We start from the raw sequence: 24,226 nt of genomic DNA, 5'->3' as shown, positions 1-24,226 counted from the left end.
TTGCCGAGGCTTCACAGACGGCTCCAACCACAGCCTGCTACTTGACGATGACAATGCTGGTGTTGGCGGGGCCGAAAGCCTCGACCAGCTGGTAGAAATCGGCGGCATTGTCAGGATGCAGCCGCACGCAGCCATGCGAGGCCGGCCGGCCGAGATTCTTGATGGCATAGGTCGCATGCACGGCATAGCCGCCGTTGAAGAACACCGAATGCGGCATCGGCGCATTGTCGTATTTCTTCGAGTACCACATCTCATGCATGCGGGTCGGCTTGAATGAGCCGGTCGGCGTGACATACCCCCTGCCGCCGGTCGACACCTTCCAGGCGAAGGTCGGCCGGCCGTCGACCAGCACTTCCATGGTCTGCTGCGAAAGCGAGACGCGGGCCAGGATCTGGTTGGCGTGGGCGGCGCCGCTGCCGAAGAGCAGGGCCGCACCGGTGAGCGCAGCGGCGATGATGTTGATAAGCTTGGCGGAAATGGTGGTGTGCATGATGTCCCCTCTCTCTGCCGGTCCGGCCGGCTCCAATTCGATGGCGGACTTATCGCAGCGTCATGTTTCAGGCTTAGTTCGCATGATGCTCGTTTTTGTTTCGAATCTGTTTCCTAAGATTAACAAGAATGGTTACCCAGCCGACCGGTTCAGGCCGTCACGGTCTCGCGGCCTTGCAACCCGATACAACCGAGTTCCCACGCTTTTGCGAATCGAAAGCGCGATTTTCCTTTATATGAAAATGACTTAAGTCGGCTCGAAACCAATCTGCTACAAAGCGCGGCCCGCGCGGCATGATCTGGATACAGCCCGGCCGCACAGTTGACGTAACGAAAAGCAGTCGGCACCAAACGAAAATGAGCAGGAAAACGAACATCCCGTCCTGGATCCTCAGGATGAGCATCGCGGCGGTCATCGTCGGCGGCGTCGGCACAGTTGCCGGAAGCCCGATGACGACGCTTGCGGCGATGAACACGGGTGAGGTTTCGACACTGCATGCCGCACTGTTCATTGCCACGGTCTGGATCGTCTCCAGCCTGCGCATTAACCGGCTCAAGGCCCTCTGGCGGGTCGGCCTTGGGCTGAAGTGGATGCGCGGCGCCTCCGGCTACTTGCTGCCGAGAGGACCGAAGGCCCGCGCCGCGACGGGGGGCTCCGTGGGCGGCGCGGGCACTTCGGGGGTTTCCTGAAGCGCCAACATAGTTTGGGCTGATCTGAAGGGATGGAAAGAATGAACACGAAATCTGCTGCCGCGGTGCTTTCCGCATTGCTTTATGCCCAAGCCCTGCTGGGCTTTGCCGGCCTTGCCGCGGTGCTGTTGCGGGATCGTGCCCAGACCTATGAGGTCAGCCTCGCCAGCGATATGCCGTCAGGGCCCTCCGTACTCGTGGTGCGCTGAGCGATTGCATCGGACCAAGAAGATGAAAGCCGGTCCGATGCTGAAGCAAAGAAACAGGATGACCGCCCTGTTCTCAGTCGGCGCGCTGCGTCGGCGGGTCGAACCGGTAGCCGGCTCCCCTTATCGTGGTGATGGTTTCGGTATCGAGCTTGCGGCGCAGCCGCACGATGCGCGAATCGATCGAGCGATCGAAGGCGTCGGCGTTTTCGGCAGGTGCCGCGGCAATGATGTCGTCGCGCGTCAGCACCTTGCGCGGGCTGGCCAGAAACAGCCTGAGCAGCGCCACCTGGCCCGGCGAGAGCTGGTCCTCAGTGCCCGAGCGATGCATGACCATGGCCGACCTCAGATCGACGGTCGCATTCTCCAGCACGACCAGTTCCCCCACACCTCTGCCGCGCCGCGCCAACAGGCCGCCGATGCGCGCGGCAAGCTCGCGGACGTTGAGGGGACTTTCGACGACGTCGGCGGCGCCGAGCTCGAGCGCCAGCACCTTGTCGACAAGGTCGGCCGGCCGGCAGATCAGGATGAAATCAGGTCCGCCCTCACCGCCGTGGCGCCTGAGCAGATCGCGTCCCTCGGCCTGGCTCAGGCTGTCGCCGACAACCACGACGTCGATGCCCTTGGCCGAAAGCAGCGATTCCGCTTCCCAGGGCTGGCGCGCTTCGCGCACGTCGTGGCCACGCCGCTCGAGATGGTCGGCGAGGGCGCTCGCCACCACGTCGGCAACAGATACGAGCGCGATGACCGATCGTGCCATGTTTTTCCACCCCGCGACAGACATCTCAAGATGAGTGCTGGACATGATGTTTATACCCAATCTACTTTCCGCTGAAAGCGGGAGCGAGAGCATAGTGCGGGCACGGATTGTAGTCGTCGAGGACGAGCCTGACCTGAGGGAGGCGGTCGCCGAGTATCTTGGCGCCAGCGGCTATGAGGTGGCGATGGCGGAAAGTGCCGCCGAGGCGCGGACTTTGCTGGAAACGCAATCCTTCCACCTGGCCATTCTCGACATTGCCATGCCCGGCGAGGACGGCCTGTCGTTCGGCCGCTGGCTGCGCTCCAAAACCCCGATCGGCATCATCTACGCCACCGCCGCCGGCACCGCGCTCGACCGCATCGTCGGACTGGAGCTCGGCGCCGACGACTACATCGTCAAGCCGTATGAGTTGCGCGAAGTTCTGGCCAGGGTGCGCAGCGTGCTGCGCCGCGTTCCGCAGCCGACCGTGCCGCAGGCCGCCAAGGCCGAGACGGGCGCCGGGCGCCGCCTGAGCTTCGGCTCCTTCCAGGCCGATCTCGACGGCAGGCTCGTTACCGGCGCCAACGGCGTGGTCATCGACATGGCCAAGAGCGAGTTCGACGTGCTGGAGGTCTTTTTGACTCGCGCCAACCGTCTTTTGACGCGCGCCGCGATCTCCGAAGCGATCGGGTTTGTCGAAGATCCGGAATCCTCGCGCGCCGTCGACATCCGCATCATGCGGCTGCGCAAGAAGATCGAGGCCGATCCCGCCAATCCGAAATTCCTGCGCACGGTGCGCGGCGAAGGCTATATCTTCTCGCTGCCGAACGGCGACGGCAACTGAGCTACCAGCCCGGTGTCGTGGATTTGAAATTCTCGCTATTTCGGCGATAGCGTTCAAATTTCAGGGATTCAAAACCGTAAGACAGCGCCACGCGTCCTTTCGGACACGCAAGGGAAGCTGTAGCATTCTGATTTTGCGTAATGACGCTTCCGGAAATCGGCATCGATTTTCGGGGTTATGTGCTGAATTTCCGTAGTTTACCGGATGTGGCTTTTGGATAATTGCTGATCATGACTGCCGACGCAGCAAACACGGACATGAAGGGCGACCGCCAGGGCGCCGCGATGGCGGCTGTGCGCGTCGTTCGCCGGCTGCGCGAGGCCGGCGACTGGCAGCGCGAGATGGAGACCATCCTGGAGACGCTCTGCAACGCCATGGATTGCCAGCGCGGCATCCTGTTCCGGTTGCGCGAATTGCCTGGCCAGGGCTTTGCCCAGTCGGTCTCGGCCTACTGGATCGACCCCGACTTCGGCGGCGAACTGGCATCGCCGACGGTCATCATGCAGACGGTCGTCAATTCGGATCCGCTGCTGGAGCGGCTGGCCGAGGATGAGCGTCAGGGCAAGGTCTTTGCCGGTCATACGCGCGATCTGGAAGGCTTTCTCAGAGTTGACTTCGAAAAGCAGAACATCAAGTCGTTCCTGTCGGTTTCGGTCTTCGCGCACGGCCATCTATGGGGCACGCTCGCGGTCAACGACTGCGTCGACGAGCGCGGCTGGACCGACGAGGAAGAGGCGACACTGCACATCATCGCGCTCGCCATCGGCGACGCCATCGAGCGCTCGCCCTCGGACGCCCATGCCAGCGAAGTCATCCGCCGCACCATGCTACAGGCCTCGCTCGACGCCATCATCGTCATCGACGAGACCGGCTCGATCATCGAATTCAATCCGGCCGCCGAAAAGATGTTCGGCTTCCGGCGCTCCGACATACTCGGCAAGGACCTGCTCGATACGGTGGTTCCGGCATATTATCGCAAGGGCTATGCGTCGGGCGCCGACTACATGTCGGGCCGCGGCTCGCCGATGGTTGGCCAGCGGCTCGAAACGGTCACCCAGAATGCGGCCGGCGAGGTCTTTCCGATCGAATTGACGGCGACCGAGATGCGGGTCGCCGACCGCCGTCTCATCTTCGGCTCGATCCGCGACCTGCGCGACAAGCTGCGCGCCGAGGAGGAGATCGGCCGCCAGCGCGAGAAACTGCACCAGAACGAGAAAATGGCGGCGATGGGTTCGCTGCTCGCCGGCGTCTCGCACGAATTGAACAATCCGCTTGCGGTGGTCGTCGCGCAGTCGACGCTGCTGCACGAATTCGCCACCGATCCGCAGACCAAGGTGCGCGCCGAAAAGGTCCGCGCCGCCGCCGAGCGTTGCGGCCGCATCGTCAAGAGCTTCCTGTCGATGGTGCGCCTGCATCCGGCAGCACAGGCCGAGACCGATCTCAACCAGGTGATTCGCGCAGCGCTCGAAGTGACCGCTTATGGCGCCCGCTCGAGCGGCATCATCATCGACACCGATTTCGCCGCCGGTCCGCTGCTGGCCATGGCCGATGCCGACCACGTAACACAGGTGGCGGCCAATTTCCTGATCAACAGCCAGCATGCTTTGGCCGGCGTCGCGGGAGACCGGCTGATCAAGGTGCACACATTTCGCACCGACCGCGGCAATCCCGGCTTTTCGGTCGAGGACAACGGACCGGGCGTGCCGGAAGCGATCCGTTCGCGCATCTTCGAATCCTATTTCACCACCAAGCCGGTCGGCGTCGGCACCGGCATCGGCCTGTCGATCTCGAAATCGATCATCGAACGGCACAACGGCAACATCTGGTTCGAGGAAGTCCTGCCGAGGGGCGCCCGCTTCGTCGTCCAGTTGCCGGCGATCGCCGCCGGTGCTGCCACGACCGGCGAAGGCCCGGCGCGCTCGAGCGGCCTGCGCCATGCGCTGATCATCGACGACGAGCCCGATGTCGCCGGCTCGCTGTCCGACATTCTGGAACTGATGGGCTTGAAGTCGAGGGTGGTGGCGGCCTGGACATCGGCTGCCGCGACCCTCGCCGGGCATATGCCGCCCGACATCGTCTTTTCCGACCTGCGCATGCCCGGCACCAGCGGCATCGCCATCTATCGCGAACTGCTTGCCGAACGGCCTGACCTGGCGCAGCGCTTCGTGCTCGTCACCGGCGACCTGATCGGCGCCAAGGCCGAGATCGAGGCGTTGCCGGCGCCACAGCGCCCGCAAATCCTCGAGAAGCCTTTCAGCACGCTGGACGTCCGCGGCGTGCTCTCGGCCATTGCCGAGCAGGTCGCCGTGGCCGCCGGCTGACCCCTTCCTGGGTCTGTTTGAGATCAGGTCAGGCCGGCCTCACCTGAATATCAATAGACCCCCAAAAAAAGAGACTCCCGACCGACGTGCGGCGGGAGCCTGACTGAGCGCTGGAGGCGCGCTCTGGGAGGTCCAAGCATGATCCGAAGACTAGATACCTACTGTCGGATCATGCCTAGCAGAACTCAAAAAACATTCGGCGTGCTGCTCAGCGGCGCGGCATTGGCGATCATGCGGACGGCGCGGTCTCTATGCACGCCGGACTGGGCGGCAATGACGCGCAGGCAATCTGCGCTCTCGGCGCCCCAGGCCTGGCCCTTGCAGGCAAAATCGATCTCCGGCTTCGGCAGCCGCGCCGTCTTGACCGTGGTCGAGGCGCCGTCGATGACGTTGGCTGGCGGATTGAACGAGGCGAAGGCCGGACCGGCCGCCGGCGTGAATGCCATGATGGCGAAGGCGCAGGCGCCCATCATCATGAACATCACCATCGGATGATCGCTGGCGCGCTGGCGCAGTGCCAGCTTCGGACGCCTGTCATTGCGCTCCGGCACTTGCCTGCCGCGGTCGCTGTTGGCGTGAACCTTCGTAAACATCGCCGTTCCCTTCGTTTATTTTTGTCTTTGCTATAAAACGAACATAATCGCGCCTGGTAACGGACGAACGACGCGCGAAGGGTGCCCGTGTAACAGAGATGAAACAAGAAAACCGGGCACAATCGGGCATATTCGGTCAAGCGCCGATGGTCTGTTTCGTTTGCGAAGCTGTTTCATGTGCATGATCAGGATGTTGCCTTGACGGTTAGAGCGTTGAGCTATGCCCGGACCTGCCCGGTCCGACTATGAGCAAGATCACACTCCGGGCGGCAATCTGCCGGCGCCGGGGCTTTTTCCTCGGAAATGGGTTTCATTTTTCCAGGCGCGGCGCCCGCGAATCCCCGCGCCCGGCGCATCTTCCACAACCGGCGCTAAGGCCCGGAATTTCCGGGATTTTCTCTCGCCGGGCCAGATCCAGGTCTGCTCAATTCAGCTATCTTGAAATTTTCGTATTTCAACAAGCCATTGCATTTCAAAGAAAAATATGATTTTATTGAATGAGCATTCAACAAATGAAGAGCCTTTGATGAACCCGCACCTCCGTGACGTGGCGATCCCCAACAATTGGGACCGGCGGGGCCTGCCGGGCTGGAGTTACCACTCCGACGCCCTTCTCGACCTCGAGAAGGAATACGTCTTCCGCAACCACTGGCAGATCGCCGGCCATGTCTCCGACGTGCCGAATGCCGGCGACTATCTGACCATGGATGTGGTCGGCGAGCGCGCGCTGATCGTGCGCGGCAAGGACGGCGTCGTGCGTGCCTTCAACAACATGTGCCGCCACCGCGGCAGCCGCGTCGTCGCCGACAGCCAAGGCACCTGCAAGAACGCTCTGGTCTGCCCCTTCCATGGCTGGGTCTACAATCTCGACGGCACGCTGCGCGGTGCGGCCCGTCCGCGCTCCTTCCCCGAGCTCGACAAGACGGAATTCGGCCTGATGCCGCTCGATCTGGAAATCTGGATGGGCTTCATCTTCATCCGCTTTCGCAAGGGCGGCCCGCAGCCTTCGGTGGCCGAGCTGCTGAAGCCGATCGAGGCCGAGATGGCCCATTACGGCATTGCCGACATGGTACCGTCCTGGGGCATCTGGACGCAGCAATCGCCGGTCAACTGGAAGTCGGTGCGCGACGTCGACAATGAAGGTTACCACGTCGCCATGGCGCATCCGGCGCTGCAGGATCTTTACGGCACGACCTATTTCGACGAGCCGTTCATCAACGGCGTGTCGCGCTCCTTCGCCACCTACAATCCGCATGCCGGGCGGCGTTGGAGCGTGCGCGAATACATCAAGCTCGCGCCCCACGCGTCGCATTTGCCGGAGCACCTGCGCAAGGCCTGGGTCTACTACGGCGTCTTCCCCAACAACGCCCTGTCGATCATGCCGGAATCCGTGCAGTTCTATCAGGAGTTCCCGCTGTCGACCGGGCAGACGCTGCTGCGCGGCGCCATCTACCGCTACCCCGACGAGACCAGGGAGCAGGCAGCGGCACGCTATCTCGCCTACCGCATCGACCGCGACACCATGAACGAGGACGTGCAGCTGTCGGTGTGGTCGAACGAATCGATGCTGTCGGAAGCCTTCGAGGGCTTTTACCTCTCCGACCTCGAATACGGCGTGCGCACCCACCACGACCATCTGCGCAAGCAGATCCCAGTGCTCGGGCTGGAGACAGCGCCTGAGGAAAAGGACATGTGGGCGCTGAACGACGCGCTAAGGTCGCGGTCGTAGGATGGCGAAGCCGGACCACGTGCGGGCCGCTTGGCCCGGACGGCCCGACAGGTACATTCAGGCACGCGGAACTCGGCACGATCCCGTGGCAACCCATTTCGGACCGCGCACCGCGAATCGAATCCAAATGAAGCCTGAGTAACCACCAGCTTCAGGGTTTTGTTCGGCGTGCAAAATGCTCATACGTGATTTGCCAAGGGTGGCTCTCGGAAGATCTTTCCTCGCCGATCCAATGGAAGCTGTTGGCAGTGATCTCGGTGAAACGCCATCGCGTTTTCAGACCGCGCGAATCATTGCCGAGCTGGACAATGTCTTTACCTTCGGCCCGCCCGATCTGGCGCGAGTGATCCTGGTTGAGCGGGTCGTTCCATATGATGTGCCAGCCATCGATCCCAGGATCGAAGATGCGCAAAGTCGTGCCATACATCGTTGACGGCGCAGGGCGCTTGGGCCTGATCCAAACGTCCTGAATCGCGCGGCCTTCGAGCACCCAGTCAAAATGGCATTCTCCATCCCATTTCTGGATTGTGCCGTCGTCGAGGTAGTGGACCGAGTCTATTTCCCAGCTTCCAATTAGCCATCCATACAGGTCCATGTCTTTCGCTCGGTCGGCTGGGGGACCTTCGGATCCGAGAGCGGTAAGAAACGGAGAAATCGTCATCGTCATACTGCCTTTCGTTTCCAGGCAGACGGACTGAACTGCCAGCGCAGCCCGCCGGCCCATTATCGCGCCCGCCTGCCGCAAGCGCGCCTTGTGGGATTTGCGACAGAAGCCCGTGTTCGGCGCCGGAACATGGCCGCCACAGCTTGCAGCGTTGCGGTGTCCAGGGCTTGGGGAAAATTGCTATAATGCCGAGCTGGCCACCAAGGCGAGCTGCCGATGGGCGACGATCCAGCAGGGCAATTCACGGCACCGGCTGGGCCGCGAGCTGAGCTTCGCCGCGCCGCCTGCAGACTGGCCCACGTCGGCGATCCTGCGCCGCCGGCCGCTCGCCAGGCGAATAGCTGCCGGATCGGACAGCGCCGCCCCTCATCCGCCTGCCGGCACTTTCTTCCCGTAAAACGTAGATAGGGACGAAGGGAACTACCCCCGCCACACCCCTTCCTTCCTCAGATCGTCCATTGTGCGCGAGATGCCTTCGCGCAGGATCGCCACCATGTCGTCGATCTGCTCGCGCGAAATGATCAGCGGTGGCGACATCACGCACATGTTGATCAGCGGCCGGACCAACAGGCCGAGTTCATGGCAGTGCGCATCGATGCGCTTGCCGACGTCCTTGTCGAGCTTCAGCGGATCCTTGCTTTCGCGGTCGGCGACGCATTCGACGCAGCCCATCAGCCCCATGCCGCGCACCTCGCCGACCAGAGGCAGTTCCTCCAGCGTCTTCAGTTGCGCCTGGAAGTAGGGCGCGACCTCTCTCGTATGGGCGAGCACGCTCTCCTCGAGGATATCGAGGTTCTTCAGCGCCACCGCGCAGCCGATCGGATGGCTGGTATATGTCAGGCCGTGGCCGAACAGCGCGTCGGGGTGGTTCGAACGGCGCAACTCCTGCAAAATCCGCTCCGAGATGATGACGCCGCCGAGCGGGAAATAGCCTGAGGTCACGCCCTTGGCGAAGGTGATCATGTCGGGGTCGATGCCGAAGATTTCGCCGGAGGCAAAGGCGTGGCCGAGCCGGCCGAAGCCGGTCACCACCTCGTCGGAGACAAAGAGGATGCCATTCTCGCGGCAGATCTCGCGGATGCGCTTCAGGTAGCCATCCGGCGGCACGATGACACCGCCCGAGGCCTGCACCGGCTCGCCGACGAAGGCGCCGATCCTGTCAGCGCCGACGCGGGCAACCGTGTCGCGGAACTGATCGACCAGGAAATCGGTGAACGCCTCGATGCTCATGCCTTGCGGCCGGCGGAACGGGTCCGGCGAAGAGAGCTTCACGACCAGTTCGTCGGCGCCGTCCATCCAGTCGCGGTCGCGCGGACGCCCGTTGAGCGAGGCCGACAGATAGGTCGAGCCGTGATAGGCGCCGCCGCGGCTGAGGATCAGCTTCTTTTCCGGCCGCCCCCGTACATTGTTGTAGAACTGCATGAAGCGGAGCGCCGTCTCCACCGCCGAGGACCCGCCGGTGGTGAAGAAGACATGGCTGAGATCGCCGGGCGCATGGCCGGCAATGCGCATGGCGAGCTCCGCCGACGGCGCGTTCATCGTGTACCACGGCGTGTTGTAGGACAGCGCCATCGCCTGGTCGTACATCACCTTGGCCAGCTCTTCGCGGCGGTGGCCGACATTGATGCACCACATGCCGGCCGGTCCGTCGATCAGCTGCTTGCCCGAAGCATCGGTGATGTAGATGCCCTCGCCCTCGCCGATCAAAGCGCGCGCCTCGGCGCCGACCGAGCCGGCGAACGGCCAGGGCTGGACGAGATGGCGCTTGGCCAGTTCGACGGCGTCGGTACCAGCATCGGCCGCTTCCATCGCCTTCAGGTCTCTTGCAGCCGCCATCTTCGCCTCACATGCTCTCGTGACAATTTTCAGCGGACACGAAGCAAACTCCAAGCCTCGGTAAAAGCGGCTTTCTTCACTTCATTTTGAATGTCCGTTCAATCAATATTACAGAAATAGCGCTTGATTTCAATCGCCGGATGCGCGCATGATGAAAGAAAGCCGGCAAGCTTGAAGCGCGATCGAGAGAACGGGTTCACCGTGCGGCGCGCTCGGCAGAATGGGGAACATGCCGCCGGCCTTGGAGGATGGAAGACTGCATGGCAGGACAGTCCGAGCCCGCAACGGAAATCACGCCGGGGGCGCTACAATGACGGCAGCTGCCGAAGGGTCGCCTGTACGGCGCATGACGCGGGCCAGGCGAAACGCCCTTCTGCAGTCCGAACCCGTGCAGGGCTTTGCCCTGATCAGCCCCACCTTCCTCTATGCCCTCATCCTTCTGGTCCTGCCGATCCTGGTGGTCATCGCCCACTCGTTCTGGACGCAGAATTACCTCACCATCGACCGCACCTTCACGCTGGAGAATTACCGCATCGCGCTGACCGAGCCGATCTATCGCGACCTGCTCTGGCGCTCGCTCTACATCTCGCTGATGGTGAGCTTCTTCACTGTCATCCTCGCCTACCCGATCGCCTATTTCATCTCGTTCCATGGCGGCCGCCACAAGAGCCTTTGGCTGTTCCTGATCACCATCCCGTTCTGGACCAGCTATCTGCTGCGCGTGATGTCGTGGAAGGTCATCCTCGGCTACAACGGCGTGCTCAATTCCGGCATGATGGGCCTCGGCATCATCGACGAGCCGTCGACAGCACTTCTCTACAATTCGACCGCCGTCATCATCACGCTGACCCATGCCTGGGCAGCCTTCGCCATCCTGCCGATCTTTGTGTCATTGGAGAAAGTCGACCGCACGCTGGTCGAGGCGGCCAAGGACCTCGGCGACGGTCCGCTGCGCTCCTTCCTGCGCGTGACGCTGCCACTGTCGGTGCCCGGCATCATTTCGGCGGCGCTGATCGTCATGATCCCGACCGTCGGCGACTATGTCACGCCGAAGCTGGTCGGCGGCAAGGACGGCGTCATGATCGCCAACGCCATCCAGGCGCAGTTCGGCAAGGCGTCGAACTGGCCGCTGGGTGCGGCACTTTCCGTCACCACCATGGTGATCGTGACGCTGATCGCCGGCGCCATGGTATTGGCCATCCGAGCCGCCCAGAGGCTGGCGCGATGACGGCGTTGCGGCGTTTCCTGCCAGGCGGCGGCTGGCTGTCGGCCTATGCCTTCCTCTACGTGGTGTTCCTCTATCTGCCGGTCATCTTCCTGCCGATCTTCTCGATCAACACGGCGGCAACGCCGAAATTCCCGCTCTCCGGCTTCACCCTGAAATGGTACGAGGACCTGCCGCGCACGCCGGCACTGCTCGACGCCGCCTGGAACAGCCTGGTCGTCGGCGTCTCGGCCTCCATCCTCGCCACCGTCTTCGGCATCCTCGCCGCCCGCTCGATCACCCGCTACCGCTACCCCGGCCGCCGCGCCATCAACGGCCTGATCATGGCGCCGCTGGTGCTGCCGGAAGTCATCGTCGCTATCTCGATGCTGCTGGTGCTGCTGCAGCTGGGCTTGAGCCTCTCCCTTTTCACCGTTGTGCTCGGCCATGTGCTGGTCTGCATCCCCTATTCGATGACGGTGCTGACCTCCGGTTTCGAGGGGTTCGACCGCAGCCTGGAGGAAGCCTCAGCCGATCTCGGCGAGAGCGCCTTCGGCACCTTCCGGCGGGTGACGCTGCCGATGGTGGCGCCGGCGATCATCTCCAGCCTGCTCGTCTGCTTCACCATCTCGCTCGACGAGTTCATCATTGCCTTCTTCCTGACTGGCACCGACGCGACACTGCCGATCTACATCTGGGGACAGCTGCGTTTTGCGTCGAAACTGCCGGGCGTGCTGGCGCTGGGAACCTTGCTGCTGGTCGCCTCTTTCCTGCTGATGACCGTCGCCGAAATCCTGCGCCGCCGCGCGGCCAGGCGCACCCAGAACGAGGGAGGCCTCTATGCCTGAGCAATCGCAGGCCGCACGGCCTCATCAGTCCGAACGGCCCCCGCTATCCGAAAGACCCATGATCGAGATCCGCAACGTCACGCGCAGCTACGGCGCCTTCAAGGCGCTGGACGATGCCACGCTGACCATCAGGGGAGGTGAATTCTTCTCGCTGCTCGGCCCATCCGGCTGCGGCAAGACCACGCTGCTGCGCATGATCGCCGGCTTCGACAATCCGACCACCGGTTCGATCGCGGTCGGCGGCCAGCCAATGGAGGGCATTCCCGCCAACCGCCGGCCGACCAACATGGTGTTCCAGAGCTATGCGATCTTCCCGCATCTCAATGTCGAGCAGAATGTCGCCTATGGGCTGAAGCGGCTGAGGCTCGAGGGGACGGAGGAAAAACGCCGCGTCGAGGAGGCGCTGGCGCAGGTCTCGTTGACCGGCCTCGGCAAGCGGCTCGCCACCGAACTCTCCGGCGGCCAGCGCCAGCGCGTCGCGCTCGCCCGCGCACTGGTGATGCGGCCCAAAGTGCTGCTGCTTGACGAGCCGCTGTCGGCGCTGGACAAGAAACTGCGCGAGCAGATGCAGGTCGAATTGCGCCGCCTGCAGCAGGCGGTTGGCATTACTTTCGTGCTGGTCACCCACGACCAGTACGAGGCTTTGGCCATGTCCGACCGCATCGCCGTGATGTTCGGCGGCAAGATCGCGCAGGTCGCCTCGCCCAAGGAAATCTACCAGCGGCCGGTCAACCGCCAGGTGGCCGACTTCCTCGGCGGCATGAATTTCGTCAAGGCTGAGATTGTCGAGGAGAACGGCGCCTCCTTGGTCGTCGACACGCTGGGCTTCGGCCGCGTCAAGACCGACAAGCCGAAGGCCTTTGTCCGCAATGGCGGCGCCGCGACGCTCGGCATAAGGCCGGAGCGCCTGCGCGTGCTGTGGGACAATGCCACGGCGAAATTCGAAGTCGCCGGCAAGGTGGTCGAGCGCCACTATTTCGGCGAGATCACCCACCTGATCGTCGAGATCCCCGGGCTGGAAAAGCCGCTGTCGGTGACCGAGACCAACGACTTCGGCGCCGACGACATCCCGGTGGGCACCTCGATCCGCCTCGCTTATGATCCTGAAGCTTTAGTGGCGATGGCAGACTGAAGTTCGGCGGCGATCTTCTTGGCGGCGATGCGCCCTGCCACGATCGCGCCCTCGACATAGCCCGGAAATGACGGCGACACTTCCGACGAGGCGAAATGGACGGGCGGCGCGCCCGCGAGAATCGTGCGTTCGGCATCCTTCGCCGTGGTGTCGACAATAAGGTCGCTGTAGGCCCCGCCGCTCCAGCGATCATGCGTCCAGTCGCGATGACTGAAATCGAGGATATCTGACGCCTCCGGGCCGAGGGCTTCTTGCAGCCTAGCCGTCACTTCGGCGCGCAGCGTTGCGTCGCTCAGCTCGCGCCAGCGCAGTGCCAGTGGCCCGCCGACGAAGACGACAAGCGCGGCATGGTCCGCATCCTTGCTGGCGTCGCAGGCAAACAGTCCCGGCCGGTCGCGCCACATCACCATGCCGCTCAAGCCGCGGTCGCGCCAGAACGGCGCGGGATAGCGCACGAGGATCTTGATCACCGCACCGCTCTCCCAGACGCCGAGCGCCCTCCTCAAGTTGACCGGCAGAGATGGTGCGAAATCGAGTTTCGCAGCTTTCGCCGGCGGCAGCGCGACCAGGACTTGGCGCGCTTCGATCGCGCCGCTGGCCGAGATGACACGGACGCCTTTCGGCCTGTGCTCGATCTGCGTCACAGGCTCGTTCAGCCGCAACCGGTCGCCGAGGTCGCCGGTCAGATCATCGGCCAGCGACTGCATGGTCTCGCGCAAAGAATACTGCAGCTCCGGCACCTCGTTGGTGATGCGGCGGTCATTGTCGATCAGGTGCCAGAGCGGCACCTTTTCCAGCGCCAGGCACCACAGGCCTTCGATCATCGAGCGGAAGGCTGCCTTGGCATCGCCGGTATCGTTCTGGCGGTCGAGCCAGGCTGCGACGGTCAGGCCGGCAATCGAGGCATCGTCAGGCGCGATGGCATTCATGCGCTCGCGGATCGCCATCGCGGCGACATAGGTCCTCTCGGCTGCTTGCGGTGACATTGACGGCCGCGCGATGAAATCGCCTTCGACATAGGTCTCGACCAGCGTCTTGCCGCGCGCCTCGACCAGGGCCATCAATTCCGGCATGTCCTCGCACAGAAACTGACCGCCGCTGTCGATGCGTTCGCCAAGGCCGTTCAACCTAGCCTCGACGCGTCCGCCGACGCGGTCGCGTGCTTCGAGCAGCAGGAAATCGATGCCGGCCTTCTTGAATTCGAGTGCGGCCGACAGGCCGGTGAAGCCGGCGCCGGCGATGACGACGCCGGTTCTTTCGATTTCTTTGCTCAATAGCCGGCCTTGATCTTCTCGAACTCGGCGATCATCTTGAGCTTGAGATCGGAAGGAACCGGCGACTGGAACAGCGTCTTGTCGACGAATTTCTGCACGTCGTCATAGCCCTTTTCCTTCAGGATCGCCTGGTCGACTCCAGCCATGCCCTGGGCGTTGGCCTGGCCGTAGCCCCAATCCTTGACCAGCACCTTGGCGATCTCCGGATCGTTGATGGCGTTCAGATAGTCATAGGCCTTGTCGACATTGTCCGGCGCATCCTTGAACAGCACATAGCCGCAGACCCAGGTCGAAATACCCTCGGCGGTATCCTTCTTGGACTTGATCGGCACGCCGGCGGCAACTGACTGCACCGTCGCATCATTCCACGCCCAGGCGAGATCGACCTCGCCGCCGCTCAGTTGCTGGACGATGTCGGTGGTGTCGGTCCAGTAGGAGCGGACATTCTTGTGCACCTGGCGCAGAAAGTCGGATGCCTGCTTGAACTGGTCGTCCGTCATCTTGGTCCAGTCCTTGAGCCCGATGGCGAGGCTCGCCAGCGCATAGGCGTCGTCGACATTGTCGCCGATCGAAACCTTGCCCTGGAACTTGGGATCGGCAAAGGCCCTCAGCGACTGCACGTCCTTCTCGTCGACCTTGTCGGAATTGTAGGTGAGCTGCGTGTTGCCCCAATCCCAGGGCATGAACCAGGCCTTGCCGTCGGCAGTGGTGGCAAGATCCTTCATCGCCATGATGCCGGGATTGAGATCCTTCCACCCCGTGATCTTCGAGGTGTCGAGCGGCTGCAGCAGCCCTGCCTCGCGCCACTTCACCACGCTCTGCGAACAGGGATGGCCGAGGTCGGCCTTGAAGCCGGAGCGGACCTTCTCGAACGCCTCGTCCTCGTCGCCGAAGAAGGTGAATGTCGGCGAGTCGCCGTTCTTCTCGACATATTTCGGGTGGAAGCCGGGGTCTTCGTAGCCGGACCAGTCGAACACGATCAGGTCCTTGTCGGCGGCAACCGCCAGCGCCGCCGCAGAAGTCGCCAGCGCACCAGTCAGTGCCAATGTGAGAGTCAGGCGTCGGCTGAAAGTCTTCATTGCTGTTCCATCCTCTTTTATGGTTCAGCCGGCCTTGCTGGCCGGCTGTTGCTAACCGTAGTGCTTCGGAAAGGCGGCGGCCAAAAACGCGTTCGCCGCCTGCAGCGCGCTCTCGCGGGTGACGTCCTCGGTCCCCATCATCAGCCGCAGCCACAGACCTTCCAGCATGGCGCTCAGCGCCAGGGCGATGACTTGCGGCTCATAGGCATAGCCGCCACTCTCTTTGAGCGTTGCGCAGAGGTCGATGAAGATCTTCTGGTAGGCCGCGTCGCGCGCGCCGCAGAGCGACTGATAGGTCGGGCGCGATTTGGCCTCGCCCCAGAAGGCGCACCAGGCGGCCAGCTTGCGCTTATTGCAGATCGAACGGTCGAAATCGGCGGCGACCAGCGCCCGCAACTGGTGGGCTGGATTTTCGCCGGCCTTGGTCAGCGCGGTGCGCCAGTGCGCGGCGTACTCGTCGGCCATGTACTGCAGCGTGGCGACGAGGAGCTTGTCCTTGCTCTCGAAATGGAAGTTGACGATGCCGCGCGACAGGCCCGCGCCATCGGCGACATCGGCCATCGTCGTCTCCGAATAGCCGCGCTTGGCCAGCGAATCGATCGTTGCCTCGATCAGCTGCTGCTGCCGGACTTCCTTCGACGCCTTGCGGCCGCGCTTTTCGGCGTCGCCTTTTCGTGCTGGTTCAGGGCGAACATCCCTTGCTTCTGCGGTCTTCATCGGCGTCTTGATCTCCAGCATTGCCGGCTACCCAGCCGGCTTTCGACCGCGAAGATGAGTGGGACGGTGCTCACCGCTGTCAAGCACCTTCTGCATGGCTTCCCAGGTCCGGATGTTCTTGTCGACATAGGCCGCGCCGACCGCGTCCGCGACCGTCGGATAGAGCGGACCTTTCAGCCTCTCCAACTCGCCGCGGGCGACCTCGCGATACCAGGGATTGCGGTCGCGAATGGTGACATCGGAAAGGCCTGCCCGGCGCATCGCCAGCGCATAACGCTCAGGCGAGGCCATGGCGAAGGACAGGCCTTCCGCCGCGACATAGGCCTTCATCTCGGGTGACGGCTCGCCATCATGCGAGATCATCCAGTTCGATGCCGCAAAGACTCCGCCCTGCTTCAGCACGCGAAAAACCTCGGCAAACAGAGCGTCCTTGTCGGGCACATGCAGCAGCGCATCCTTGGAGAAGACGACGTCGAAGGAAGCATCAGCGAAAGGCAGCGGACCGGGCGGCGCCTGGACGAAGCTGACGCGGTCGCCGAGACCCTGCGCAGCAGCGCGTCGGCGTGCCGTTTCGATCACTGGCCGTTCGACATCGAAGCCGGTGGCGTGGGCGGCGCCATGGCGCTCGACAAGATGCAATGTGATGCCGCCGGCACCGCAGCCGATGTCGAGGATCGTCTTGCCCGCGAGCGACAGGCCTTCGACGACCAGGTCGACCTCGTCGGGCCCGCCCGGCGACAGATAGCCGTCGCCCCAGAGCGCCTCCAGGAAGCGGATGGCGGTGTCGTCATATTCCGGCTCGGCGTCCGCCGTTTCGATCATCTGACCTCAGCTCCAACTGCCTGCAGACAGTCCAGAATGTCGGCAAAGCCTAGCGCATAAACAGGAAAACGCAACACCATTTGTTGAACATTCATTCAATATGGCTGGACAAAATGACTGAAGCCGTGCCAAATTCCGCGCATTCGGGAACAGATCACATAAAATGAACGGTGAGATTGCCATGAAGGCTCGGCGTATATGAAGGCGTGGGATGCGATCGTCATCGGCGGCGGCCATAACGGATTGGTCAATGCCTGCTACCTGCAGCGCGCCGGCCTCGACGTGCTGGTGGTCGAGAAGAACGACTGGGTCGGCGGCGCGGCCACCAGCCGCGAATTGACGCCTGGTTTCCTCTATTCCAACTGCTCCTATGTCTGCTCGTTGTTCCGGCCCGAGATCATGCGAGACCTCGAGCTGCCGCGCTTTGGCCTGCAGGTGATTTCCTATGAGGGTGGCGCGGTGTTCACCCGCGACGGCGACTATCTCGCCAACTACCGCGACCACGACGCCCACCGGCGTGAGTTCGCCCGTTTTTCCAAGCGCGACGCCGAGGCCTATGACCGCTACGCCCGCGACGTGACGCGTCAATGCCGCTTCATTCAGCCGCTGCTGATGCGCACCGCGCCGGACCCGACCAGTTTTCGACCACGCGATATCAGCGAGCTGCTCTATCTCGGCAAGAAATTCGCCGGCCTGTCGGCGGAAGAAATGGCGCTGACGCTGCGCTTTTGGACCATGTCGATCTCGGACTTCCTCGACGAATATTTCGAGACCGACGTCATCAAGGCGAACTTCGCGCTGTCCGGCATCATCGGCACCGCGCTCGGGCCGATGTCGCCAGGCACGGCCTATGTGCTGCTGCACCACTATATGGGCGAGGTCGACGGCTCGGTCGGCGCCTGGGGCTATGCGCGCGGCGGCATGGGCGCCGTCACCCAGGCGCTTGCCGCGTCCTTCCAGGCTTCCGGCGGCACCATCCGCACCGGCGCCGAGGTCGACCACGTGCTGGTTATCAGCGGCAAGGCCAAGGGGGTGGTGCTCGCCGGCGGCGAGGAGATCTACGGCAAGCTCGTCGTCTCCAACGCCGACGTGAAGCGCACCTTCCTCAAGCTGGTCGAGGAAAAGGAACTGCCCGCCATCTTCCTGCGCCGGGTCAAGAACTTCAAGATCCGTGGCTCGTCCGGCAAGGTCAACATAGCGCTCGATTCGCTGCCCGAATTCCCGGCACTGCCGAAGGATTCGCCGGTCTATCGCGGCGACATGCATTTTACCGATTCCATGGAGCGCATGGAGCGCGCCTATGACGACTGGAAGGCCGGTCGCTGGTCGGCCGACCCCTTCCTCGACATGGTCATCCCGACCACGCTCGACCCGACCATGGCGCCGCCGGGCAAGCATTTCATGAGCTGCTTCGTGCAGTACGCGCCGCCGAAGGTGGACGGTCACGACTGGACCGATGCCGACCGCGACGGTTTTGCGGAAAGCGTGATTTCGCAGATCGCCGAATACTCGCCGGGTTTCCGCGACCGCATCGTCCACATGGAGGTGCGCACGCCGCGCGAGATCGAGGCCGAGGTGGGCCTCACCGAAGGCAACATATTCCAGGGCGAGCTGACCTTCGACCAGCTTCTGTTCAACCGTCCGGTACCGGGCTACGCGCAGTACCGCTCGCCGCTCAGTGGGCTTTACATGTGCGGCTCGTCGACCCATCCCGGCGGCGGCGTCATGGGCGCGCCCGGCCGCAACGCCGCCGCCGAGATCCTGCGGGACCTCGCCAAGTCAACCTCGCATATGAGGCCGGCCCATGACGTCATTTGATGCGATCATCATCGGCGGCGGCCACAACGGCCTTGTCGCCGCCGCGACGCTGGCAAAGAGCGGCCGCAAGGTGCTGGTGCTGGAAGCCGCAACCGATATCGGCGGTGCGGCACGGACCGAAGAGTTCGCACCGGGCTTTCGCGTCTCGTCTGTCGCCCATGTGCTGAACCGGCTGCATCCCGATGTGGCGAAGACGCTTGAGTTGGAAAGGCACGGGCTACAGGTCGCGCGCGGCGATTTCGTGCCGACCGTTGCGCTGTCGAAGGACGGTCCGCTCGTCCTCCATGGCGCCTATGGCGAGGTGCTGACCGGCGCCAATTCGTCCGAGCAAACCGCTTGGAAGGAACTGCGTGCCCAGCTGCTGCGCTATGCCGGCATTTTGAAGCCGTTCTTGTCGCGCCGTCCGCCTGACCTTGGCGCCATGTCGCTGCTTGAGACGGCAGCTCTTGGCCAGACAGCGCTGGCGCTGAAGAAACTCGGCAAGGAGGACATGCGCGATTTCCTGCGCGTGCTTTTAATGAATGTCGCCGACCTGCTTGACGAGCAGCTCACCGACGATCGGCTGAAAGGTCTGCTCGCCTTCGACGCGACGCTCGGCAGCCATCTCGGTCCGCGTTCGCCGACCTCGCTGCTCGGCCTCTACTACCGCCTGGCGGGCGAGGTGGGCGGCAAGGCGGGCGCGCAGATCGTGCCGAAAGGTGGCATGGGCGCGGTCGTCGCCGCCATCCGCGCAGCGGCGGAGAGGGCCGGCGTGACCATCCGCGCCGCGTCACCTGTTGCCAAGATCATCGTCGAAAAAGGTCGCGCCGTCGGCGTCACGCTCGACGGCGGCGAGGTGCTGCATGCGAAAACCATCGTCTCCGCCGTCAATCCGGCAACAACCATCCTCGATCTCGTTGGACCGCGCGAGGTCGACACAGGCTTCGTGCGCAAGGTGAAAAATATCCGCATGAAAGGCGATGCGGCCAAGCTGCATCTGGCGCTCGACCGGCCGCCGCAATTTGCCGGTATCGACGCCGCTGGCCACAAGGGCCGCCTGGTCATCGCGCCCTCGCCCGACCATGTCGAGCGCGCCTTCAATCCCTGCAAATATGGCGAGTTCTCGCCCGAGCCCGTGATGGAGATGACGCTGCCCAGCCTGACCGACCCCTCGCTCGCTCCAGCTGGTGCCTGCGTGCTTTCAGCGGTCGTGCAGTACGCACCCTATACGCTGAAGGAAGGCTGGCGTGCCGGCAAACCGAAATTCCTGAAGGCGATCATGGCGCAGCTGGAGGCCTATGCGCCGGGGATTGGCAAGAGTGTGCTTCACACCGAACTTTTGACGCCTGCCGACATCGAGGCACGCTACCGCATGCCCGGTGGCCATTGGCACCACGGCGAATTGCAGGCCGACCAGATGCTGATGTCGCGCCCTGTCTCCGGCTGGTCGGGCTACGACACGCCGGTCCAAGGGCTGTTTCTTGCTGGCGCCGGTTCGCATCCGGGCGGCGGCGTTTCCGGCGCACCGGGGTTGAACGCGGCGAAGCGCATCATCGCGATAAGGGGATAGACCATGGCACAGGCAACCAGGAAGAAGCCCGCCGTGACCGAGATCGACGCGCCTGCCGATGCCCGCGCAGCCGCTCAATCGCATTTCCGCACCTTGCGCCTCGGCACGCCGTTCCAGCCGCGCATCGACGCGTTGGCGAGGACCAATGACTGGTACAATTGGGCCGGCTATCGCGCCCCGCATTCGCTGTGGGACGAGGAGCTCGAATATTTCGCCATCCGCAGCCAGGCAGCCCTGTTCGACATCTCGCCGATGTCGAAATACCGCATCGAGGGTCCCGACGCCGAAGCCTTCCTTAACCGCGTCACTTTGCGCGACGTGACCAAGCTCAAAGCCGGCCGCGTCCACTACACCGCCTGGTGCGACGACGACGGTTTCGTCCTCGACGACGGCACGCTGTTCAGGCTTTCCCCGACACGCTTCCGGCTGTGCTCGCAGGAACGGCATCTGCCCTGGCTGCTCGACAGCGCCATTGGCTTCGAGGTCTCAGTCGAAGAGGAGACGCAAGCGGTCGCTGGCCTGGCACTACAGGGCCCAACCTCGTTTGCCGTGCTGCGCGATGCCGGTTTCACCGGCGTTGATAAGCTCAGGATATTCGACCTCGCCGAGTTTCCGCATGACGGCGGCACCGTCACAATTTCGCGCACCGGTTTCACCGGCGATCTCGGCTACGAGCTGTTCGTGTCGGCGGACAAGGCGCTCAGCCTCTGGGACCGGCTGATGATTGCGGGCGAACTGCGCGGCATCCGCGCCATCGGCTACACCGCGCTGAATCGCGCTCGTCTCGAAGCCGGGCTGATTGTTGCCAACGGGGATTTCACCACCGCCGAGCACGCCATCCGCGCCGACCGTTTGCGCATGCCTGACGAGATCGGTCTCGGCTTCATGATCGATCTGGAAAAGGGCCATTTCAACGGCCGCCGCGCCATTCTCGAGGCTCGTAGCAAACGCAAGCTGCGGCATGTGCTGGTCGGGCTGGAGATCGAAGGCAACATCCCGGCCGAACATGCCATCGTCTACTACAAGAAAAGCCAGGAGGTCGGGCTGGTCAGCGCCGCCATGTGGTCGCCGATGGCCAAGCGCAATGTCGCCATCGCCTCTCTCAAGCGACCTTTTGGCGATACGATGGTCGAAGACCTCTGGGTCGAAATCTATGCCATGCGCGAATTGCAGTATCAGAAGCTGATGAAGCGGGCCAAGGTGGTGCAACGGCCTTTCATCAAGCTCGACCGCCGCACCGCCAATCCGCCAGCGGATTTCTAACCATGGGCGACGAGGCAGAGCTCGAAGCCGCCGAGCAGTGGCAGCTGGTCAAAACGCCGCTCGGCGAAAAATGGTCGGGCCGCGCGCGCTACGCGGCCGCCATGTTCTTCTACAAGCGCGGCGAGATGAGCGCCGAGACGCTCGAAGTCTACCGCATCTGCGCGCGCCTGGATTCCGCCGATCCGTTGCCGATCATCCGCGACCGCGGCGGCGGCCAGGACTGGCTGACGCGCATGGGCTACAAATAGCGACTGGGTGGATTACCCGATCGTCTTCTCGAGCATGCCGATCCAATTGCGGTAGGCGATCTTCTCGATCAGCGCCCGTCCGAAGCCACGCGCGGCGAGCGCGTCGATCAGCTTCGGCAGGCCGGCGACATCACCGATGACGGCCGGGATCATGGCGCCGTCGAAATCCGATCCCAGCCCGACGCCATCCTCGCCCAGCGCCTGCAACAGCGAGTCGACATGGCGCACCATGATCTCGAGTGAGGTGTCGGCATTCATCCTTCCGTCCTCGCGCAGGAAGCCGGTGGCGAAGTTCAGCCCGACCATGCCGCCGGTCTCGCGGATGGCGCCGAGCTGCCAGTCGGTGAGGTTGCGCGAATGGCCACAGATCGCATGCACGTTGGAATGGGTCGCCACCAGCGGCGCGTCGCTGATGGCGGCGACATCACGAAACCCCTTCTCGTTGAGATGCGAGAGGTCGATCATGATCCTGAGCTGGTTGCACGCCTTGACCAGCGCCTTGCCGGCGTCGGTCAAGCCGGGGCCGGTGTCGGGCGAGGACGGGAAGCGGAACGGCACGCCATTGCCGAAGGCGTTAGGGCGGCTCCAGACGATGCCGAGCGAGCGCAGGCCAGCGGCGTGCAGAACGTCGAGCATGGTAAGCTCGGGATCGATCGCCTCGACGCCCTCGATGTGGAATACCGCCGCGATCGAGTCCTTCGCCATCGCGTCACGCACGTCGCCGGCACTGCGGCAGACGGTCAGCGCTCCGGCCCGCTCCAGCCGAAACAGGATCGAGGCCATGGCGATGGTCGAGGTGAGGGCTTCACCGCGCGGAAGCTCGGGCGGCAAGGGCTCGTTGTCGCTCGGCGCCGGCGGCACCGCGGCGCGTTTGGTTTTCTCGGCCGGCGGCGGGAAGATCGCGAACATGCCGCCGGCAAAGCCGCCCTTCTTGGCGCGCGGCAGATCGATATGGCCGCCCTGCGTCCCCTCGATGAACAGCTTTTCGACATCCGCGTCCTTCGACTGATAGAGCCTGAGCAGCGTGTCGTTGTGGCCGTCGAAGACGGGGACGAGATCGGTTTCGGTCATCAGGAAGCCATTCGGTTGAGGTAAGCAGGGCCGCGGACCGTGAACCGGCCCGCGGGCAATACCTCTACTTAGGCAAGATGGCCAAATCGCGCAAATGCCAGACGGGTGATTGCACTTGTGACTGCCCGCTCGGCCGTTTGTCCCCGCGCGGGCAAACGCCTATTGCTTCAGCACGTCGGCCCATTCCGGGTGGCGGCGGAACTGGGCGTTGGCGAAAGGGCAGAGCGGGATGATCTTCTTGCCGGCCGCGCGCGCGTCCTCGACGGCGCGGGTGACAAGCCGAAGCCCCGCGCCCTGGCCGCGAAACGCATCCGGCACCTCGGTGTGGTCGATGATTAGCTGGTGCTCGCCGATCTTGGTGAAAGTCATCTCCGCCTCGGCGCCGCCAGGTCCGCGCAAGAGATAACGACCTTTGGAGCCACGATCTTCGAGCTCGATCTCAGGCAGTTGGTCAGGCATTGCTTAGGCTCCTTCAACTGGCGCGCCGGCGAAGAACCGCCGCGCCGCCTCGATTTCATTCGGCCGCACCTCGTGCCCGCCCTCATGCCATTCCAAAGTGACATCGGCGCCATCGGCGCGCAAATAGGCCTCAAGCCGCGACGTCAGGTTGGGCGGACAGATCGGGTCGCGCTTGCCGGCGGTGACCAGTATGTGGCGGCCGGCAAGGCTGCCCTTGACCTCCGGTTCGAAGGGGATCAGCGGATGCATCAGCACCGATGCATCGAACAGATCGGGCGCCGCGAACATCACCGAAGCCAGGATATTGGCGCCGTTGGAGTAACCGAGGCCCAACACAAACGACGGCTTTGCTGCCTCGACCTGCGCCTTGACGAAGCCAACCATTTTGCCGGTCGCCCGCGCAAGGTCGTCCATGTCGTAGACGCCCTCGCCGGTGCGGCGGAAGAAACGCGCGGCACCTTGTTCGGAAACATCACCGCGCGGCGATATGATCGTCGCCTGGGGCGCGAGTTCGCGCCCCAGCGACAGAAGCTGGTTCTCGTCGGCTCCCGTGCCGTGGAAGACGAAGAGCAGCGGGCCGCCAGGCGAACCTGGTAGCAGCTTGTGGATGTATGCGTCCTTGCTCATGACC

24 protein-coding genes are annotated in these 24,226 nt (G+C 63.5%); 12 read left to right on the top strand and 12 right to left on the bottom strand.

Features of this window, described 5'->3' with window-relative positions; translation table 11 throughout:
• Nucleotides 1–37: 37 nt before the first annotated feature.
• Entirely contained in the window at nucleotides 38–490 is a 453-nt protein-coding gene (locus AC1RUK_RS31885; RefSeq protein WP_481837454.1) for a L,D-transpeptidase, read from the bottom strand.
• A gap of 356 nt (nucleotides 491–846) precedes the next feature.
• Between AC1RUK_RS31885 and AC1RUK_RS31880 the strand changes: the two genes are divergently transcribed.
• Nucleotides 847–1,179 (top strand): hypothetical protein, encoded by a 333-nt coding sequence (locus tag AC1RUK_RS31880; RefSeq protein ID WP_481837455.1) that lies wholly within the window; start codon nucleotides 847–849, stop codon nucleotides 1,177–1,179.
• 41 nt (nucleotides 1,180–1,220) lie between these two features.
• Complete coding sequence (locus AC1RUK_RS31875) at nucleotides 1,221–1,388, top strand: hypothetical protein (RefSeq protein ID WP_006202193.1); 168 nt, start codon at nucleotides 1,221–1,223, stop codon at nucleotides 1,386–1,388.
• Between the two features lie 73 nt (nucleotides 1,389–1,461).
• Here the strand turns inward: AC1RUK_RS31875 and AC1RUK_RS31870 are convergent, their stop codons facing one another.
• Entirely contained in the window at nucleotides 1,462–2,145 is a 684-nt protein-coding gene (locus AC1RUK_RS31870) for a winged helix-turn-helix domain-containing protein (RefSeq protein ID WP_481837456.1), read from the bottom strand.
• 46 nt (nucleotides 2,146–2,191) lie between these two features.
• Between AC1RUK_RS31870 and AC1RUK_RS31865 the strand changes: the two genes are divergently transcribed.
• Both AC1RUK_RS31865 and AC1RUK_RS31860 read left to right on the top strand, forming a co-directional pair.
• Nucleotides 2,192–2,968: a response regulator gene (locus AC1RUK_RS31865; protein WP_481839339.1), complete on the top strand. Its 777-nt coding sequence runs from the start codon at nucleotides 2,192–2,194 to the stop codon at nucleotides 2,966–2,968.
• 230 nt (nucleotides 2,969–3,198) lie between these two features.
• Complete coding sequence (locus AC1RUK_RS31860; RefSeq protein ID WP_481837457.1) at nucleotides 3,199–5,289, top strand: GAF domain-containing sensor histidine kinase; 2,091 nt, start codon at nucleotides 3,199–3,201, stop codon at nucleotides 5,287–5,289.
• Nucleotides 5,290–5,474: 185 nt separating this feature from the next.
• Here the strand turns inward: AC1RUK_RS31860 and AC1RUK_RS31855 are convergent, their stop codons facing one another.
• On the bottom strand, nucleotides 5,475–5,882 hold the full coding sequence (locus AC1RUK_RS31855) for a hypothetical protein (RefSeq protein WP_481837458.1): 408 nt from the start codon (nucleotides 5,880–5,882) through the stop codon (nucleotides 5,475–5,477).
• 526 nt (nucleotides 5,883–6,408) lie between these two features.
• On the opposite strand from AC1RUK_RS31855, the gene AC1RUK_RS31850 reads away from it, so the two are divergent.
• Nucleotides 6,409–7,611, top strand: a complete 1,203-nt coding sequence (locus tag AC1RUK_RS31850) for an aromatic ring-hydroxylating oxygenase subunit alpha (RefSeq protein ID WP_481837459.1) — start codon at nucleotides 6,409–6,411, stop codon at nucleotides 7,609–7,611.
• 151 nt (nucleotides 7,612–7,762) lie between these two features.
• Here AC1RUK_RS31850 and AC1RUK_RS31845 read toward each other — a convergent pair whose 3' ends face one another.
• Both AC1RUK_RS31845 and AC1RUK_RS31840 read right to left on the bottom strand, forming a co-directional pair.
• Nucleotides 7,763–8,278, bottom strand: a complete 516-nt coding sequence (locus tag AC1RUK_RS31845; protein WP_481837460.1) for a hypothetical protein — start codon at nucleotides 8,276–8,278, stop codon at nucleotides 7,763–7,765.
• Nucleotides 8,279–8,695: 417 nt separating this feature from the next.
• The gene (locus tag AC1RUK_RS31840) at nucleotides 8,696–10,111 is read right to left on the bottom strand and encodes an aminotransferase (RefSeq protein ID WP_481837461.1); all 1,416 of its coding nucleotides are present in this window, start codon (nucleotides 10,109–10,111) and stop codon (nucleotides 8,696–8,698) included.
• 310 nt (nucleotides 10,112–10,421) lie between these two features.
• On the opposite strand from AC1RUK_RS31840, the gene AC1RUK_RS31835 reads away from it, so the two are divergent.
• Genes AC1RUK_RS31835 through AC1RUK_RS31825 form a run of 3 tightly spaced genes read left to right on the top strand, consistent with a single transcriptional unit; the run spans nucleotide 10,422 to nucleotide 13,295 of the window.
• Entirely contained in the window at nucleotides 10,422–11,339 is a 918-nt protein-coding gene (locus tag AC1RUK_RS31835; RefSeq protein WP_481837462.1) for an ABC transporter permease, read from the top strand.
• Nucleotides 11,336–12,163: an ABC transporter permease gene (locus AC1RUK_RS31830; protein WP_481837463.1), complete on the top strand. Its 828-nt coding sequence runs from the start codon at nucleotides 11,336–11,338 to the stop codon at nucleotides 12,161–12,163. Before AC1RUK_RS31835 ends, AC1RUK_RS31830 begins: the two co-directional genes overlap by 4 nt.
• Before the next feature lie 58 nt (nucleotides 12,164–12,221).
• Complete coding sequence (locus AC1RUK_RS31825; RefSeq protein ID WP_481837464.1) at nucleotides 12,222–13,295, top strand: ABC transporter ATP-binding protein; 1,074 nt, start codon at nucleotides 12,222–12,224, stop codon at nucleotides 13,293–13,295.
• Here AC1RUK_RS31825 and AC1RUK_RS31820 read toward each other — a convergent pair.
• From AC1RUK_RS31820 to AC1RUK_RS31805, 4 genes are read right to left on the bottom strand one after another with little or no spacing between them, the layout of a single operon-like run.
• A complete protein-coding gene (locus AC1RUK_RS31820; RefSeq protein ID WP_481837465.1) occupies nucleotides 13,259–14,569 on the bottom strand; it encodes a flavin monoamine oxidase family protein in 1,311 nt (436 codons plus the stop codon). The two genes, AC1RUK_RS31825 and AC1RUK_RS31820, sit on opposite strands and share 37 nt — an antisense overlap.
• Nucleotides 14,566–15,648: an ABC transporter substrate-binding protein gene (locus AC1RUK_RS31815; protein WP_481837466.1), complete on the bottom strand. Its 1,083-nt coding sequence runs from the start codon at nucleotides 15,646–15,648 to the stop codon at nucleotides 14,566–14,568. Before AC1RUK_RS31815 ends, AC1RUK_RS31820 begins: the two co-directional genes overlap by 4 nt.
• A gap of 51 nt (nucleotides 15,649–15,699) precedes the next feature.
• The gene (gene betI / locus AC1RUK_RS31810; protein ID WP_481837467.1) at nucleotides 15,700–16,386 is read right to left on the bottom strand and encodes a transcriptional regulator BetI; all 687 of its coding nucleotides are present in this window, start codon (nucleotides 16,384–16,386) and stop codon (nucleotides 15,700–15,702) included.
• A gap of 6 nt (nucleotides 16,387–16,392) precedes the next feature.
• A complete protein-coding gene (locus AC1RUK_RS31805) occupies nucleotides 16,393–17,187 on the bottom strand; it encodes a class I SAM-dependent methyltransferase (RefSeq protein ID WP_481837468.1) in 795 nt (264 codons plus the stop codon).
• A gap of 198 nt (nucleotides 17,188–17,385) precedes the next feature.
• On the opposite strand from AC1RUK_RS31805, the gene AC1RUK_RS31800 reads away from it, so the two are divergent.
• From AC1RUK_RS31800 to AC1RUK_RS31785, 4 genes are read left to right on the top strand one after another with little or no spacing between them, the layout of a single operon-like run.
• Complete coding sequence (locus tag AC1RUK_RS31800; protein WP_481837469.1) at nucleotides 17,386–19,005, top strand: phytoene desaturase family protein; 1,620 nt, start codon at nucleotides 17,386–17,388, stop codon at nucleotides 19,003–19,005.
• Nucleotides 18,992–20,554, top strand: a complete 1,563-nt coding sequence (locus tag AC1RUK_RS31795) for a phytoene desaturase family protein (RefSeq protein WP_481837470.1) — start codon at nucleotides 18,992–18,994, stop codon at nucleotides 20,552–20,554. The genes AC1RUK_RS31800 and AC1RUK_RS31795 overlap by 14 nt, the downstream gene beginning before the upstream one ends.
• Nucleotides 20,555–20,557: 3 nt before the next feature.
• Complete coding sequence (locus tag AC1RUK_RS31790) at nucleotides 20,558–21,817, top strand: aminomethyl transferase family protein (protein WP_481837471.1); 1,260 nt, start codon at nucleotides 20,558–20,560, stop codon at nucleotides 21,815–21,817.
• A 2-nt stretch (nucleotides 21,818–21,819) separates the two neighbouring features.
• On the top strand, nucleotides 21,820–22,065 hold the full coding sequence (locus tag AC1RUK_RS31785) for a hypothetical protein (RefSeq protein WP_481837472.1): 246 nt from the start codon (nucleotides 21,820–21,822) through the stop codon (nucleotides 22,063–22,065).
• A 12-nt stretch (nucleotides 22,066–22,077) separates the two neighbouring features.
• Here the strand turns inward: AC1RUK_RS31785 and AC1RUK_RS31780 are convergent, their stop codons facing one another.
• The 3 genes from AC1RUK_RS31780 to AC1RUK_RS31770 all read right to left on the bottom strand — a co-directional run bounded on the left by AC1RUK_RS31780 (nucleotide 22,078) and on the right by AC1RUK_RS31770 (nucleotide 24,222).
• Nucleotides 22,078–23,136 carry a dipeptidase gene (locus AC1RUK_RS31780; RefSeq protein ID WP_481837473.1) on the bottom strand — a complete coding sequence of 353 codons (1,059 nt, stop codon included), beginning with the start codon at nucleotides 23,134–23,136 and terminating at the stop codon, nucleotides 22,078–22,080.
• A gap of 159 nt (nucleotides 23,137–23,295) precedes the next feature.
• Nucleotides 23,296–23,595, bottom strand: coding sequence for a GNAT family N-acetyltransferase (locus AC1RUK_RS31775; protein ID WP_263783377.1), 300 nt, complete (start codon nucleotides 23,593–23,595; stop codon nucleotides 23,296–23,298).
• Between the two features lie 3 nt (nucleotides 23,596–23,598).
• Nucleotides 23,599–24,222, bottom strand: a complete 624-nt coding sequence (locus AC1RUK_RS31770; RefSeq protein ID WP_481837474.1) for an alpha/beta hydrolase — start codon at nucleotides 24,220–24,222, stop codon at nucleotides 23,599–23,601.
• Nucleotides 24,223–24,226: the final 4 nt, after the last annotated feature.

Source organism: Mesorhizobium monacense (genome assembly GCF_056781675.1).
The sequence above is the reverse complement of the archived record's forward strand: the minus strand, read 5'-3'. Positions and strand labels throughout refer to the sequence as shown.

Bases quoted from the DNA above. Each gene is read 5' to 3' on its own strand.
- AC1RUK_RS31885 (WP_481837454.1), bottom strand. From the start codon at position 490: ATGCACACCACCATTTCCGCCAAGCTTATCAACATCATCGCCGCTGCG.
- AC1RUK_RS31880 (WP_481837455.1), top strand. From the start codon at position 847: ATGAGCAGGAAAACGAACATCCCGTCCTGGATCCTCAGGATGAGCATC.
- AC1RUK_RS31875 (WP_006202193.1), top strand. From the start codon at position 1,221: ATGAACACGAAATCTGCTGCCGCGGTGCTTTCCGCATTGCTTTATGCC.
- AC1RUK_RS31870 (WP_481837456.1), bottom strand. From the start codon at position 2,145: ATGGCACGATCGGTCATCGCGCTCGTATCTGTTGCCGACGTGGTGGCG.
- AC1RUK_RS31865 (WP_481839339.1), top strand. From the start codon at position 2,192: ATGTTTATACCCAATCTACTTTCCGCTGAAAGCGGGAGCGAGAGCATA.
- AC1RUK_RS31860 (WP_481837457.1), top strand. From the start codon at position 3,199: ATGACTGCCGACGCAGCAAACACGGACATGAAGGGCGACCGCCAGGGC.
- AC1RUK_RS31855 (WP_481837458.1), bottom strand. From the start codon at position 5,882: ATGTTTACGAAGGTTCACGCCAACAGCGACCGCGGCAGGCAAGTGCCG.
- AC1RUK_RS31850 (WP_481837459.1), top strand. From the start codon at position 6,409: ATGAACCCGCACCTCCGTGACGTGGCGATCCCCAACAATTGGGACCGG.
- AC1RUK_RS31845 (WP_481837460.1), bottom strand. From the start codon at position 8,278: ATGACGATGACGATTTCTCCGTTTCTTACCGCTCTCGGATCCGAAGGT.
- AC1RUK_RS31840 (WP_481837461.1), bottom strand. From the start codon at position 10,111: ATGGCGGCTGCAAGAGACCTGAAGGCGATGGAAGCGGCCGATGCTGGT.
- AC1RUK_RS31835 (WP_481837462.1), top strand. From the start codon at position 10,422: ATGACGGCAGCTGCCGAAGGGTCGCCTGTACGGCGCATGACGCGGGCC.
- AC1RUK_RS31830 (WP_481837463.1), top strand. From the start codon at position 11,336: ATGACGGCGTTGCGGCGTTTCCTGCCAGGCGGCGGCTGGCTGTCGGCC.
- AC1RUK_RS31825 (WP_481837464.1), top strand. From the start codon at position 12,222: ATGATCGAGATCCGCAACGTCACGCGCAGCTACGGCGCCTTCAAGGCG.
- AC1RUK_RS31815 (WP_481837466.1), bottom strand. From the start codon at position 15,648: ATGAAGACTTTCAGCCGACGCCTGACTCTCACATTGGCACTGACTGGT.
- betI (WP_481837467.1), bottom strand. From the start codon at position 16,386: ATGCTGGAGATCAAGACGCCGATGAAGACCGCAGAAGCAAGGGATGTT.
- AC1RUK_RS31805 (WP_481837468.1), bottom strand. From the start codon at position 17,187: ATGATCGAAACGGCGGACGCCGAGCCGGAATATGACGACACCGCCATC.
- AC1RUK_RS31800 (WP_481837469.1), top strand. From the start codon at position 17,386: ATGAAGGCGTGGGATGCGATCGTCATCGGCGGCGGCCATAACGGATTG.
- AC1RUK_RS31795 (WP_481837470.1), top strand. From the start codon at position 18,992: ATGACGTCATTTGATGCGATCATCATCGGCGGCGGCCACAACGGCCTT.
- AC1RUK_RS31790 (WP_481837471.1), top strand. From the start codon at position 20,558: ATGGCACAGGCAACCAGGAAGAAGCCCGCCGTGACCGAGATCGACGCG.
- AC1RUK_RS31785 (WP_481837472.1), top strand. From the start codon at position 21,820: ATGGGCGACGAGGCAGAGCTCGAAGCCGCCGAGCAGTGGCAGCTGGTC.
- AC1RUK_RS31780 (WP_481837473.1), bottom strand. From the start codon at position 23,136: ATGACCGAAACCGATCTCGTCCCCGTCTTCGACGGCCACAACGACACG.
- AC1RUK_RS31775 (WP_263783377.1), bottom strand. From the start codon at position 23,595: ATGCCTGACCAACTGCCTGAGATCGAGCTCGAAGATCGTGGCTCCAAA.
- AC1RUK_RS31770 (WP_481837474.1), bottom strand. From the start codon at position 24,222: ATGAGCAAGGACGCATACATCCACAAGCTGCTACCAGGTTCGCCTGGC.